We start from the raw sequence: 13,946 nt of genomic DNA, 5'->3' as shown, positions 1-13,946 counted from the left end.
GTTTGCCATGCTGCGTTGTAACAGGGCACGCGCGCGAGTTGGCTCTGCGGCAACGAGTTACTGACGACCCAGCGCCGTGCAGGAGAGCTCGTAGTTCTGCTGGCAGGCACTCTGGTACAGGCGCTGGGCCTGGTCGGGGTCACGTGCTACGCCGCCTTCGCCGCGTCGGTAAAGGTTGCCCAGCACATGCTGCGCCATCGGGTTGCCCGCAGCGGCTGACTGGTTGAGGTACTTGAGCATATCGCGCTGGTTGGCGAGCTCCGGTGCGTCACGCCCGGTATAGAGGTAGGCAAGACTGACCGCAGCCATGGAGTGACCCTTGTCTGCGGCCTGCTTCCACCAGTACTCGGCTTGCTTGATGTTCTTTTCCGGCTGGCCGACGAAGTAGCTGCTGCCGAGCTGGAACTGGCTTTCCAGATCACCGCGTTGGGCCTGCTGGCGCAGTTGGTCTTGTTCGGTCTGGGTGATGGGCTGGTCGACCTGCGGCTGTTCTTCCGGCGCGGTGGAATCGGGTTCACGTCCGGCGCAGCCCGCCAGTAGCGCGAGGGCGAGCAGGGCGGTGGTGGCGTGACGCAGGTTGATCGGGCTGGGCATGGCAGAAACTCCGTAGGCGAGAAACAGGGCAAGTCGCTATTAGGCTGACCCTGGCCACCATAGTTCGCTGTCGTTGATCAGTCTGTCGCGGTGCGACTTCACACTCGCGCCATGAGCTGCAATCCTGAGCGCTGATTTCGCTTACGAGGCAGTCATGAAAATCAGTGCGGATTTCGACAGTGGCAATATCCAGGTCATCGACGCCAGTGACCCGCAGCGCGTCTTGCTGGCCATGCGCCCGGACCTCAACAGCCACCATTTCCAGTGGTTTCACTTTCAGGTCGAGGGCCTCCAGCTGGGGCAACGCCACGGCTTCAACCTGACCAATGCCGGGCAGTCGGCCTACAACCGCGCCTGGGACGGTTACCAGGCCGTGGCCAGTTACGACCAGCAGGACTGGTTTCGCGTGCCGACCCGCTATCAGGACGGCCAGTTGCACTTCGAGTTGCAGGCCGAGCATGAGCGCGTCTGGTTCGCTTATTTCGAGCCTTACCCGCGAGCGCGGCATGAACGTTTGATTGCCAACGCGCTGGAGCGCGGCGCTGAATTGGTGGCCAGCGGCAGAAGTCTGGAAGGCCGTGATATCCAGTTGCTACGTATCGGTGGCCAGACGGGCGCGCCGCGCAAACTGTGGATCATCGCCCAACAACATCCGGGCGAGCACATGGCCGAATGGTTCATGGAAGGGCTGATCGAGCGCCTGCAGAATCCGCAGGATGCCGAGGTTGTCGCCTTGCTGCGCGAGGCCGAGTTCTATCTGGTGCCGAACATGAACCCGGACGGCGCCTATCGTGGTCACCTACGCACCAATTACGCCGGGCAGGATCTCAATCGTGCCTGGCAGTCCGCCAGTTCCGAGCGCAGCCCCGAAGTGCTGTTCGTGCTGCAGCATATGCAACGTATTGGCGTCGATCTGTTCCTCGATATTCATGGCGACGAGGAAATTCCTCATGTGTTCACCGCCGGTTGCGAGGGCAATCCGGGCTACACCCCACGGCTGGCCGCGTTGGAAGAAGACTTCCGCAGTCGTCTGGTTGCTATCGGCGCCGAGTTCCAGACCCGCTTCGGTTATCCGCGTGATGAGCCGAGCCAGGCCAACCTGACTCTGGCCTGCAACGCCGTTGGCCAGGCCTTCGATTGCCTGTCGTTCACCATCGAGATGCCGTTCAAGGACCATGACGATAGCCCGCAGCCACGCACCGGCTGGAACGGCGCGCGCTCGCAGAAGCTGGGGCGCGATGTGCTCACGGTGTTGGCGCAGATGGCTGCGACCCTGAGGTAGGGTGCGCTGTGCGCACCGCTGCTCCACGCAACAAGCCGGTGCGCACGGCGCACCCTACAGCCATTCAGCGGCGCAGGTCCCAGCCCTGGGATACAGGCAAAAAAAGCCCGTCACGAGGACGGGCGTAAAGTGCCGTTAACACACAGGAGTCAATAGGACGCAGTGATGCGTCCGGTATTACAGAATCGACAGCGGATAGTTGAAGATCAGACGGTTCTCGTGCAGATCAGCACCTACGTCGCGACGCAGGTCGGAGTTACGCCAGCGGATGCTCAGATTCTTCAGCGTACCTTCCTGGATGGTGTAGGCCAGCTCCGACTCACGGCTCCACTCTTCGGCATCGGTACGGCCGCCAGTGTGGATGTTGGAGCCGCTGGTATAGCGGTTCATCAGGGTCAGACCTGGAATGCCCATACCAGCGAAGTTGTAGTCATGGCGAACCTGCCAGGAGCGCTCTTCCGGGGCGTCGAAGGCATTGGTAAAGCCATCGTTGACCAGCAAGCCGCCGCTGGCGCCGTCGATACGCATGAACTTGGTATCGCCGCTGAGCCTCTGGTAGGTCACGGTGAAGGTGTTGTTGCCGCGCTTGGCGGACAACGCGCCCTGATACACCTTGTTGTCCAGGTCGCCGGCCTTGGCCGAGCCTTCTTCTTTACCAGTGACGTAACCGAGGTTGGCGCCCAGTACCCAGTCACCAACCGGTTGGCTGTGGGTCAGTTGTGCGTAGCTCTGCTGGTAAACGTTTTCCAGGCGAGCGTGCCAGACGCCGACCATGGTGTTGTTACCGTTGAAGCGGTACTCACCACCGGCGAAGTTGAAGTCATCACCTTCCACGAGACCAAAGCCGGTACCCGAGTTGAAAGCCATTTCTTCGCGGCTGGCATCATGACGCTGGCTGTTCTTCCAGAACTGGCCGCCGTACAGGGTCAGGCCGTCGATTTCGTTGGAAGTGACCTGCGCACCCTGGAAGGTTTGCGGCAGCGAGCGGCCGTCGTCAGCACGCAGGATCGGCAGCACGGCGAACCACTCGCCGACCTTCAGCTCGGTCTTGGAGAACTTGGCTTTCGCGGCCACGGCGGTACGACCGAAGTCATCGGCCTGGCGCCCATCGTCATGTACCGGCAGCAACTGGCTGCCCGGCGTGCCACGGCCACCGTCGAGTTTCACCGCGTACAGACCCAGTACATCGAGGCCAAAGCCTACGGTGCCTTGGGTGTAGCCAGAGCGGGCATCGAGAATGAAGCTCTGGGTCCAGGCTTCGGCCTGACCCTGACCGCCCTGAGTCTGGTTGAGGAAGTTACGGTTGAAGTAGTAGTTGCGCAGGCCGAGGGTGACTTTGGCGTCGTCGATGAAGCCGGCAGCGTGCGTGGCGGTCGGCATAACCAGGGCCAGAGCCGTGCTGCCGAGCAGGGCCAATGGAATGATGTTGCGTGCGGTCATTGTTGTTGTGCTCCCAGTTTTTGAACGAACCATCCCCTGCCGGTCTGCATCAGGACCTGCATGATGGGAATGTTGTGTTTGCCCCGTAGAGGGCGATAGCCCGGCCGAACGCGGCCGGTCATTGCTGGTGGCTGAAATCAGCCGCCGGCGAATCCGGTGCTATGGCGTGTGGCAACGATGGGGGGCGAGCAGGCGAGGGGCTGCTGTACTGAGGGAGAGGCGAGGACAGTCATGTTATGGCCCTGATTATTGTTGTTATCGTTGTCATATGTCGTCATACAACTTGCTGGATTATCGACAGCCTTTTTGTCGCTTGTCAACGTATGGCTAGACGAAAGTCTGAGTGGTCTTTCCCCATGTAGCGGCGCTATCGGCTATGCCGAGGGTGTTTAGCGCAGAGCCGGTAAACCATCTGGTATCGAATTTGTTGTGTGATAACGTATGACAAATTCACTTACATCAAGGGTTTATCCATGCCGCATTGCCTGATCGAAGCCGCCCGCGAGCTGAGTGAGCTGATCGCGCCGCAGGAGCTGGTGCAACTGGTGCATGATCAGGCGGCTGACACGGGACTGTTCCAGCCCGGCGAGGTCAAGGTGCGCCTGAGTCTGTACGAGCACCACTGCGTCGGCGGCGAGCAGGGAATGTTCGTGCACCTGATCTTCTACGTGCTGGCCGGTCGCAGCGATGACGATAAGCGGGCGCTGTCGCGGCGCGTCGTGCGCGCACTGGTCGAGCGCCTGCCGCAGGTGCCGGCGATCTCCCTGGATGTGCGCGACATCCGCCGCGAGGTGTTCAGCAACAGGCGCAACTGCCTGGACGATTAATCCGTTTCGAGCAAACGCGCGCCAGCACCCTGTGCGCCGAGTTCGTCGCTGGGGTTGCGCAGTGGGCAGTCCTGCATCGACAGGCAACCGCAACCGATACAACCGGTGAGCTGGTCGCGCAGTCGCGTCATTTGCTCGATACGCGCGTCCAGATCGCGTTGCCATTGCGCCGACAGTTGCTGCCAGTCCGCTGCCGTGGGTATGTGATCGCAAGGCAGTGTGCTCAGCGCCACACCGATATCGGCCAAGGGAATGCCCAGGCGCTGCGCCACCTTGATGAGCGCGACGCGGCGCAGCACATCACGCCGATAACGCCGCTGATTGCCGGCATTGCGCTGGCTGTGGATCAGCCCCTTGGTCTCGTAGAAATGCAGCGTGGAAACCGCCACGCCACTGCGCTCGGCTACCTGGCCGACAGTCAGTGGGCGTTCGTGGAAGGAGCGGTGCGTGTCCATGGAAAATTCCTGTTGACCTAAAGTTAAGTTGAGGTTTTACCCTCACAGGCCTTGATCGACAACACCGAGGGTATTTCCATGCAGGACCGCATCCGACTGGTACTGATTTACGGCAGCGTGCGTGAAGAGCGTTTCTGCGACCAGGTGGTGGCCTGGGCGCGGGAACAGATCGAGCAGCGCAGCGAATTCGAGCTGAGCCTGGTCGACCCGGCCGTGATGTTTCGCCAGCCCGGCGAGGCGCAGGAGCTCGCCGCGCAACGCCATCAGTCGCTACAGCAACTGCTGCGTGCCGACGCCTTTCTGATCGTCACCCCGGAGTACAACCACGGCTACCCGGCGGCGCTCAAGCAGTTCATTGACGAGGTGCCGGCATCCTGGGACGCACGGCCGGTGGGGTTCGTCAGCTATGGCGGGGTGTCCGGCGGGCTGCGCGCGGTGGAGCAACTGCGTCAGGTGCTGGCGGAGTTGCATGCGATGACGGTGCGTAGCTCGGTGTGCTTCACCAATGCCTGGGAGCAGTTCGATGAGCAGGGCCAGTTGAGCGAACCACGGCACGCCAACTCGGCGTTGGCGCATACGCTGGTGCAGTTGAACTGGTGGGCGCAGACGCTGCGTGCCGGGCGCGAGCGGGTGCCCTATGAGCGGATCAGGGGGTAGAAACGACGTAGCCCGGAGGCAATTCGGGAGCTTTTCAGGGCATCCCCAGGTTGCATTCGGGCTACGAGATTGGCGGCGCGTAGGGCGGGTGCAACCCGCCAGATCCATACGGCGGGTTTCACCCGCCCTACGTCATTGCCCTTTCCCTCGAGCGGGAAAGTGAGCAAATCAGCCGCGGTAGTAGCGCTGCGGCACGAACGGGGTCTTGGCCACTTTCATCGCCACGCGTTTGCCGCGCACCACGGCCCAGACATCGCTATCGATGGCGACGTGGCTGGCATTGACGTAACCCATGGCCACCGGCGCGCCGAGGGTCGGGCCGAAGCCGCCGCTGCATACCTGGCCGATCACGGTGCCGTCGGCATCGACGATTTCCGCGCCTTCACGCACCGGTACACGCTCCTGCGGCAGCAGGCCGACGCGCTTGCGCGCCGCGCCTTTTTGCTGCTGCTCGAACACGCGCTCGGCGCCCGGGAAGTTGCCGGCACGCTCGCCGTCAGCGCGGCGCACTTTGGAGATCGCCCACAGCAGGCTGGCTTCGATTGGCGTGGTGGCGCTGCTCATGTCGTGGCCGTACAGGCACAGGCCGGCTTCCAGGCGCAGCGAGTCACGCGCGCCGAGGCCGATGGCCTCGACTTCCACTTCGGCCAGCAGGCTGCGCGCCAGGGCTTCGGCCTGATCGACGGCGACGGAAATCTCGAAGCCGTCTTCACCGGTATAGCCGCTGCGGCTGACGATGCATTCGCTACCCAGCAGGCGCACACGGGCGACCTGCATGAAAGTCATCTTGCTCACTTCAGGGGCCAGGCGGGCCAGCACGTCGACCGCTTTCGGGCCTTGCAGGGCGAGCAGGGCGCGCTCTTCGAACAGGCACTCGATCTGGCACTGCTCGCCGATGTGTTTCTTCAGGTGCGCCAGGTCCTGATCCTTGCAGGCGGCGTTGACCACCAGGTACAGCGTGTCGTCACCCAGGTTGGCGACCATCAGGTCGTCGAGGATGCCGCCCTGGGCATCGGTGAACATGGCGTAGCGCTGCATGCCCACCGGCAGGTCGATGATGTCCACCGGCACCAGGGTTTCCAGAGCGCGCGCGGCGTTCTCGCCACGCAGCAGGATCTGGCCCATGTGCGAGACGTCGAACAGGCCGGCGGCGTCGCGGGTGTGCAGGTGCTCCTTCATTACGCCCAGCGGGTACTGCACGGGCATGTCATAGCCGGCGAAGGGCACCATGCGCGCGCCGAGTTCGAGATGCAGGGCGTGCAGCGGAGTCTTGGCGAGAGTTTCAGTGGTCATGTCGATTTCCTGTTGGGTGCGCCGCGCGCACCGGTTGGGGCCGCCGCGCGGCCCGTGGTAAGTCGGGTATCAGTCAGCGTAGACCGGGTAGGTGGCACACAGGTCGGCGACCTGGCCGCGCACGCGCTCGATAACGGCCGGGTTTTCCAGGTCGTCGAGGATGTCGCAGATCCAACCGGCCAAGGTGCGGCATTCGCCTTCCTTGAAGCCACGAGTGGTCACCGCCGGGGTGCCGATACGGATGCCGGAGGTGACGAACGGCGACTGTGGATCGTTCGGCACGGCGTTCTTGTTCACGGTGATGTGGGCATCGCCCAGCGCCGCGTCGGCCGCTTTGCCAGTCAGGCCCTGCTTGACCAGGCTGATCAGCATCAGGTGGTTGTCGGTACCGCCGGAAACCACGTCATAGCCACGCTCGACGAACACCGCGGCCATGGCGCGGGCGTTGTCGATCACTTGCTGCTGGTAGGTCTTGAAGCCCGGCTCCAGCGCTTCCTTGAAGCACACCGCCTTGGCCGCGATCACGTGCATCAGCGGGCCGCCCTGGGCGCCGGGGAAGACGGCGGAGTTGAGCTTCTTCTCGATCTCCTCGTTCTTGCGCGCCAGGATCAGACCGCCACGCGGGCCGCGCAGGGTCTTGTGCGTGGTGGTGGTGACGACGTCGGCGAACGGCACCGGGTTCGGGTACAGACCGGCCGCGACCAGACCGGCCACGTGAGCCATGTCGACGAACAGCAGCGCACCGACCTTGTCGGCAATGGCGCGGAAACGCGGGAAGTCCAGCACGCGCGAGTAGGCCGAGAAGCCGGCGACGATCATCTTCGGCTTGTGCTCGACGGCCAGGCGCTCGACTTCGTCGTAATCGATCAGGCCGTTCTCGTCGATGCCATATTGCACGGCGTTGTACAGCTTGCCCGAGGACGACACCTTGGCGCCGTGGGTCAGGTGGCCGCCGTGGGCCAGGCTCATGCCGAGAATGGTGTCGCCAGCATTGAGCAGCGCGAGGTACACGGCGCTGTTGGCCGAAGAGCCCGAGTGCGGCTGGACGTTGGCGTAGTCGGCGCCGAACAGCTGCTTGGCGCGTTCGATGGCCAGCGCCTCGACCTTGTCCACGTGCTCGCAGCCACCGTAGTAGCGCTTGCCCGGATAGCCTTCGGCGTACTTGTTGGTCAGGCCGCTGCCTTGCGCCTGCATGACGCGCTGGCTGCAGTAGTTCTCCGAGGCGATCAGCTCGATATGGTCTTCCTGGCGCTGTTCTTCGGCCTGGATCGCCGCGAGCAGGGCGTCGTCATAGCCTTGCAGTTGGTCGTGCTTGCTGAACATGGTGAGGCCCTCTTTATCGTTTTTCTCGGGATGAAGTCAGCCCGCCCCGGTGAAGGGGGAGCCGAAAGAAACTGGATGAAGCGAAGAACGGTTCCCTCTCCCCTCGGGGAGAGGGTTAGGGAGAGGGGGCTGCGTAGACAACCGCTTTACCCTCTCCCCCGGCCCCTCTCCCATAAATGGGAGAGGGGAGACAAGCGCGCTTACGCGTCCTGATACGCCTCGATGGACGGGCAGGCGCAGACCAGGTTGCGGTCACCGTAGACGTTGTCCACGCGGCCAACCGGCGGCCAGTACTTGGCCTCGATCAGCGTCGCTAGCGGGTACACGGCCTGCTCGCGGCTGTAGGCGTGGTGCCATTCGCCAACCAGCTCCAGGGCGGTGTGCGGGGCGTTCTTCAGCGGGTTGTCGTCCTTGTCCAGACGGCCCTGCTCGACCGCGCGGATTTCTTCACGGATGGCGATCATGGCGTCGCAGAAGCGATCCAGCTCTTCCTTGGACTCGCTCTCGGTCGGCTCGATCATCAGGGTGCCGGCCACCGGGAAGGACATGGTCGGGGCGTGGAAGCCGAAGTCGATCAGGCGCTTGGCCACGTCGTCGACGCTGATGCCGCTGCTGTCCTTGAGCGGACGGATGTCGAGGATGCACTCGTGCGCTACCAGGCCGCCTTCGCCGGAGTACAGCACCGGGTAGTGCTCTTCCAGGCGACGGGCGATGTAGTTGGCGTTGAGAATCGCCATCTGCGATGCACGCTTGAGGCCGTTGCCGCCCATCATGGTGATGTACATCCAGGTGATCGGCAGGATGCTGGCGCTGCCGAACGGCGCGGCGCTGACTGCACCTTCCTTGCGTGCCATGTGCGCATGGCCCGGCAGGAACGGCGCCAGGTGCGACTTGACGCCAATCGGGCCGACGCCCGGGCCGCCGCCGCCGTGCGGGATGCAGAAGGTCTTGTGCAGGTTCAGGTGGGAGACGTCGCCGCCGAACTGGCCTGGGGCGCAGAGGCCGACCATGGCGTTCATGTTGGCGCCGTCGATGTAAACCTGGCCGCCATTGTCGTGGATGATCTGGCAGATCTCGCGGATACCTTCCTCGAACACACCGTGGGTGGACGGGTAGGTGATCATGATCGCGGCCAGGCGATCCTTGTGCTCTTCGGCCTTGGCCTTCAGATCAGCGATGTCGACGTTGCCGCGTGCATCACAGGCGGTCACCACCACGCGCATACCAGCCATGGAGGCGGTCGCCGGGTTGGTGCCGTGGGCCGACTGCGGGATCAGGCAGATGTCGCGCTGATCGTCGCCACGGCTCAGGTGATAGGCACGGATGGCCAGTAGGCCGGCGTACTCGCCCTGGGAACCGGCGTTGGGCTGCAGCGACACGGCGTCGTAGCCGGTGGCGGCGCAGAGCATGGCTTCCAGCTCAGTGGTCAGCTGGGTGTAACCGGCAGCCTGTTCGACCGGAGCGAAGGGGTGCAGATTGCCGAACTCCGGCCAGGTCACCGGGATCATCTCGCTGGCGGCGTTGAGCTTCATGGTGCAGGAGCCCAGCGGGATCATGCTGCGATCCAGAGCCAGATCCTTGTCGGCCAGCTTGCGCAGGTAGCGCATCAGCTCGGTTTCACTGTGGTAGCGGTTGAACACTTCATGCTGCAGGATCGCCGATTGGCGCAGCAGGCCTTGCGGCAGGCGGCTGGCGACTTGGGCGGCCAGATCGCTGACGGCAGGGGCGGCCTGGTCAGCAGCGAACAGGTTCAGCAGCGCCTCGACGGCGGCCTGGTCAGTGGTTTCGTCCAACGACAGGCCCAGACGCTCGGCGTCGATCTCGCGCAGGTTGATACCGGCAGCACGGGCCTTGGAATGCAGCTCGGCGGTCTTGGCGCCGGTCTTGATGCTCAGGGTGTCGAAGAAGTGCTGCTGCTCGACGCTGTGGCCCAGCTTGGTCAGGCCCAGGGCGAGGATGGCGGTGAAGCTGTGCACGCGCTGAGCGATCTCGGTCAGGCCTTTCGGGCCGTGGTACACGGCGTACATGCTGGCGATGTTGGCCAGCAGCACCTGGGCGGTACAGATGTTACTGGTGGCCTTCTCGCGGCGGATGTGCTGCTCGCGGGTCTGCATGGCCAGGCGCAGGGCCGGCTTGCCGAAGCGGTCGACCGACATGCCGACCAGGCGGCCCGGCATGTCGCGCTTGAACGCGTCGCGGGTGGCGAAGTAGGCGGCGTGCGGGCCACCGAAACCCAGCGGCACACCGAAGCGCTGGGCGCTGCCCAGGGCGACGTCGGCGCCGAACTCGCCCGGCGGGGTGAGCAGGGTCAGGGCCAGCAGGTCGGCGGCCACGGCCACCAGGGCGTTGGCGGCGTGGAAACGCTCGACCAGGGCGCTGTAATCGAAGATGTCACCGTTGCTTGCCGGGTACTGCAGCAGGGCGCCGAAGTAGGCGCTGGCGTCAGTGATGGCGGCTTCGTCGCCGACTTCGATATCGATGCCCAGCGGCTCGGCACGGGTGCGCAGCACGTCGAGGGTCTGCGGGTGGCAGTGCTGGGACACGAAGAAAGTGTTGGCAGCCTTGTTCTTCGACAGACGCTTGCAGAAGGTCATGGCTTCGGCAGCAGCGGTGGCTTCATCCAGCAGCGATGCGTTGGCGATCTGCATGCCGGTGAGGTCGCTGACCAGGGTCTGGAAGTTCAGCAGCGACTCCAGACGGCCCTGGGAAATCTCCGGCTGGTACGGGGTGTAGGCGGTGTACCAAGCCGGGTTTTCCAGCAGATTGCGCAGGATCGGGCTCGGCGTGTGGGTGCCGTAGTAACCCTGGCCGATGTAGTTCTTGAACTGCAGGTTCTTGGCGGCGATGGCCTTGATCTTGGCCAGCGCGTCGGCTTCCGACAGGCCCGGCTGCTCGCCGAGGATGCTGGTGCCCTTGATGCTCTCGGGGATCACGGCACCGGTCAGCGCGTCGACCGAGTCGTAGCCGAGCAGTTCGAGCATGGCGGCGGTGTCGGCATCGCGCGGGCCGATGTGGCGGGCGATGAATTCGTTCTGGGTATCGAGCTTGGTCATGGCGGTCACTCAGGCGTCGGCGTTGGCGTTCAACAGACGATCATAGCCGGCCTTGTCCAGCAGGTCGGCCAGCACGGCGTTGTCGGCCAGGCGCATGCGGAAGAACCAGGCCTTGTCCAGCGGCGACTCGTTTACCAGTTCCGGGCTACCTTCCAGGTCGGCGTTGATTTCAACGATCTCGCCGTCCAGCGGCATGACGATGTTGCTGGCGGCCTTCACCGACTCCAGCACGGCCACTTCCTCGCCCTGGGCGTAGGACTTGGCTTCCGGCAGTTGCACATACACCACGTCGCCGAGCGCGTCCTGGGCGTAATGGGTGATGCCGACGGTAACCAGACCATCGTTGTCCAGACGCAGCCATTCGTGATCGGCGGTGAAACGCAACTCGCTCATGTCAAATCCTCAGGGGTAATGGTGTCCGCTTCTAGGTGGCGGGCAGGTTGCGGGAGCGTTTGCAATGCCGGTGCCAATGTATAAATAGTCAATAAAATCAGTAACTTAACTATATTTTTGGTGGTTGTATACAGTCCTCTGGAACGATATCGCTACGAAACCGGGCGTCGCAAATGGAAAAGTCGAAGTCGCACCAGACGCGGCGCGGCTTTCGCCCGATTGTTGCTTAATCGTTACGGTGTAATGATATCGATACGTCATCTGGCTGGAACCGCTCAAGGGCATTGGGGTCGGTAACTGGGAGGCTTTATAAACAAGGAGATAAACCGACCATGAGACCCCTGATCCCCCTGGCATTCGCACTGCTCGGCGCCACCAGCCTGCAGGCTAGCGAGACGGTCACCGTGACCCTCGAACAGGCCACCGAAAACGGCACAGGCGCGCCTGTCGGCACCGTGACCATCAGCCAGTCGCCCTATGGGCTGGTGTTTACTCCCGATCTTCAGGGCCTGGAGCCGGGCGCGCATGGCTTTCACGTACACACCGAGGCCAACTGCAATGCAGCCGAAGTGGACGGCAAGCTGACACCGGCCGGCGCAGCAGGCGGCCATTGGGACCCGCAGAACGCTGGCCGCCACGGTTTCCCCTGGGAAGACGATGCCCATCTCGGCGACCTGCCGGCGCTGCTCGTCATCGAGGATGGCAGCGCCAGCCAGCCGGTGCTGGCACCGCGACTCAAGCGTCTGGAAGACCTGCATAACCGCTCGCTGATGATTCACGCCGGCGGCGACAATCACGCCGATCATCCGCAGCCGCTGGGCGGCGGTGGGGCGCGTGTAGCCTGCGGTGTGATCAAGGTGCCGACCAGCACCACGCCGATCTGACTCAACGCCGAGAACCGTAGGGTGGGTTAGCGGCGCCAATAGGTGAGCTTTCAGACACTGCGGTCGTGGTGCGCCGCGTAACCCACCGAGCGATATTCCGCTTTGCGCCAATGGTGGGTTACGGCGCATCTGACCCTGCGGGGTGGTCCGTACTCAAAACAAGCGCCTAACCCACCCTACGGAGCGAGTGCGTCAGTGCTTGCCCGGTATCCCGTATTTGCGCAGGCGTTTGGCGATGGCGGTGTGCGAGGTGCCCAGGCGCGCGGCCAGTTGGCGGCTGGAAGGGTGGCTGTCGTAGAGCTTTTCCAGCAGCGCCTTCTCGTATTCGTCCATGGCCTGTTCCAGGCTGGCGACTTCCCCTTCCACCCTTGGCGCCACTTCGGTGCCGGCGATATCCAGGTCGTCCATCTCTACCCAGTTGCTGTCGCAGATGGCGGCGGCGCGGAAGATCACGTTCTGCAACTGACGCACGTTGCCCGGCCAGCGCCCGGCCAGCAGCGCCGGGAAGGTGGCCGGCGCCAGGCGGCAAGGCAGGCGCTGGATCTGCGCGCAGGCCTGGGCCATGAAATGCTGGGCAAGCAACAGGATGTCCTGGCCGCGCTCGCGCAGCGGCGGCACTTCCAGGTTGAGCACGTTGAGGCGGTAGAACAGGTCTTCGCGGAAGCTGCCTTCGGCGACCATCTTTTCCAGGTCACGGTGGGTGGCGCTGAGGATGCGCACGTCCACCTTCACTTCGCGGTCGCCACCGACGCGGCGGAAGCTGCCATCGCTGAGAAAACGCAGCAGCTTGGCCTGCAGATAGGGCGACATCTCACCGATCTCGTCGAGAAACACCGTGCCCTGGTTGGCCAACTCCAGCAGCCCCGGCTTGCCGCCGCGCTGGGCGCCGGTGAAGGCGCCGGGGGCGTAGCCGAACAGCTCGCTCTCGGCCAGGTTCTCTGGCAGGGCGGCGCAGTTAAGCGCCAGGAAAGGCGCAGTGCGACGCACGCTGACGGTGTGGCAGGCGCGTGCCACCAGCTCTTTGCCGGTGCCGGTTTCGCCGTGGATCAGCAGCGGTGCATCGAGCGACGCCACACGCAGCGCGCGGGCCTTGAGCGCACGGATTGGTGCCGACTCGCCGAGCAGAGAATCGAAGCCCTCGGCATGGTCGTGATGCAGTGCAGCCAAACGCTGACCCATGCGGCTCGGGGCATAAAGGGTCAGTAGGCCACCGGTCAGGCGACCGTCTTCGGTGATCGGTTGGGCATCGAGCAGCAGCGGTTGGCCGGCGAAATGCACCTCGCGCAGCGGCTGATGAAAACCGGCGGCGAGTAGCGATTGCTGCAACGCGTCATCGGCGAACAGCGCGGCGATGCTCAGGCCTTCGGGCGGGCGGTTGCACATGTCCACCAGCGCCGGGTTGGCCAGCAGCACGGTGGCGCGGTCATCCACCGCCAGTACCGGATCGGGCATGGCCGCGAGCAGCGCATCGAGCTGCAGGCGGCGGCGCTGGCCGGGCAGAATGTCCACCACCTCGACGCTCTGCACACCGTGCACCTGCAGCAACGCGCCGCGCAGCTCCTCGAGCACGGCGGCGCTCAAGGTCGGTGCGTCGATATAAACGTTTGGCGGTACCATCTCCACCGCATCGAGGTTCAGATTACGCCCGCCAAGCAGCGCCAGGACTTCCTGGGTGATGCCGACGCGGTCGATGAAACTGACGTGGATGCGCATTGATGATGGTCGAAATGGGCGAACAGGCGGCG

At 63.8% G+C, this 13,946-nt stretch carries 12 protein-coding genes; 4 read left to right on the top strand and 8 right to left on the bottom strand.

The genetic code is table 11. From position 1 onward, the window contains the following. Nucleotides 1-57 precede the first annotated feature (57 nt). Nucleotides 58-594, bottom strand: coding sequence for a tetratricopeptide repeat protein (locus RTH74_RS02050; RefSeq protein ID WP_316913594.1), 537 nt, complete (start codon nt 592-594; stop codon nt 58-60). Nucleotides 595-748: 154 nt separating this feature from the next. Here RTH74_RS02050 and RTH74_RS02045 point away from each other — a divergent pair, with 154 nt between their 5' ends. After that, nucleotides 749-1,876 carry a M14-type cytosolic carboxypeptidase gene (locus tag RTH74_RS02045; protein ID WP_316913593.1) on the top strand — a complete coding sequence of 376 codons (1,128 nt, stop codon included), beginning with the start codon at nt 749-751 and terminating at the stop codon, nt 1,874-1,876. 177 nt (nt 1,877-2,053) lie between these two features. Here RTH74_RS02045 and RTH74_RS02040 read toward each other — a convergent pair whose 3' ends face one another. Next, nucleotides 2,054-3,316, bottom strand: coding sequence for an OprD family porin (locus tag RTH74_RS02040; RefSeq protein ID WP_316913592.1), 1,263 nt, complete (start codon nt 3,314-3,316; stop codon nt 2,054-2,056). Between the two features lie 473 nt (nt 3,317-3,789). Between RTH74_RS02040 and RTH74_RS02035 the strand changes: the two genes are divergently transcribed. Then, nucleotides 3,790-4,143 carry a 5-carboxymethyl-2-hydroxymuconate isomerase gene (locus tag RTH74_RS02035; RefSeq protein ID WP_316913591.1) on the top strand — a complete coding sequence of 118 codons (354 nt, stop codon included), beginning with the start codon at nt 3,790-3,792 and terminating at the stop codon, nt 4,141-4,143. On the opposite strand, the gene soxR is transcribed toward RTH74_RS02035, so the two are convergent. Continuing rightward, nucleotides 4,140-4,598: a redox-sensitive transcriptional activator SoxR gene (soxR, locus tag RTH74_RS02030; RefSeq protein ID WP_099522148.1), complete on the bottom strand. Its 459-nt coding sequence runs from the start codon at nt 4,596-4,598 to the stop codon at nt 4,140-4,142. The two genes, RTH74_RS02035 and soxR, sit on opposite strands and share 4 nt — an antisense overlap. Nucleotides 4,599-4,676: 78 nt before the next feature. Between soxR and RTH74_RS02025 the strand changes: the two genes are divergently transcribed. Continuing rightward, nucleotides 4,677-5,255: an NAD(P)H-dependent oxidoreductase gene (locus RTH74_RS02025; RefSeq protein ID WP_316913590.1), complete on the top strand. Its 579-nt coding sequence runs from the start codon at nt 4,677-4,679 to the stop codon at nt 5,253-5,255. 168 nt (nt 5,256-5,423) lie between these two features. On the opposite strand, the gene gcvT is transcribed toward RTH74_RS02025, so the two are convergent. The 4 genes from gcvT to gcvH all read right to left on the bottom strand — a co-directional run bounded on the left by gcvT (nt 5,424) and on the right by gcvH (nt 11,317). Then, nucleotides 5,424-6,548, bottom strand: a complete 1,125-nt coding sequence (gcvT, locus tag RTH74_RS02020) for a glycine cleavage system aminomethyltransferase GcvT (RefSeq protein WP_316913589.1) — start codon at nt 6,546-6,548, stop codon at nt 5,424-5,426. A gap of 69 nt (nt 6,549-6,617) precedes the next feature. Then, on the bottom strand, nt 6,618-7,871 hold the full coding sequence (glyA, locus tag RTH74_RS02015; RefSeq protein ID WP_106733033.1) for a serine hydroxymethyltransferase: 1,254 nt from the start codon (nt 7,869-7,871) through the stop codon (nt 6,618-6,620). Between the two features lie 200 nt (nt 7,872-8,071). Further along, nucleotides 8,072-10,924: an aminomethyl-transferring glycine dehydrogenase gene (gene gcvP, locus RTH74_RS02010; protein WP_316913588.1), complete on the bottom strand. Its 2,853-nt coding sequence runs from the start codon at nt 10,922-10,924 to the stop codon at nt 8,072-8,074. A gap of 9 nt (nt 10,925-10,933) precedes the next feature. Beyond that, on the bottom strand, nt 10,934-11,317 hold the full coding sequence (gene gcvH / locus RTH74_RS02005; protein WP_017361715.1) for a glycine cleavage system protein GcvH: 384 nt from the start codon (nt 11,315-11,317) through the stop codon (nt 10,934-10,936). Between the two features lie 332 nt (nt 11,318-11,649). On the opposite strand from gcvH, the gene sodC reads away from it, so the two are divergent. Beyond that, a complete protein-coding gene (gene sodC / locus RTH74_RS02000) occupies nt 11,650-12,201 on the top strand; it encodes a superoxide dismutase family protein (protein ID WP_099522143.1) in 552 nt (183 codons plus the stop codon). A 192-nt stretch (nt 12,202-12,393) separates the two neighbouring features. On the opposite strand, the gene RTH74_RS01995 is transcribed toward sodC, so the two are convergent. Continuing rightward, on the bottom strand, nt 12,394-13,914 hold the full coding sequence (locus RTH74_RS01995) for a sigma-54-dependent transcriptional regulator (RefSeq protein WP_104727324.1): 1,521 nt from the start codon (nt 13,912-13,914) through the stop codon (nt 12,394-12,396). Nucleotides 13,915-13,946: the final 32 nt, after the last annotated feature.

It is taken from the genome of Pseudomonas sp. zfem001, assembly GCF_032621725.1.
GTDB classification, from domain to species: Bacteria; Pseudomonadota; Gammaproteobacteria; order Pseudomonadales; family Pseudomonadaceae; genus Aquipseudomonas; species Aquipseudomonas sediminis.
Note: the sequence above shows the minus strand (reverse complement) of the source record. Positions and strands in the feature narration are given on the sequence as shown.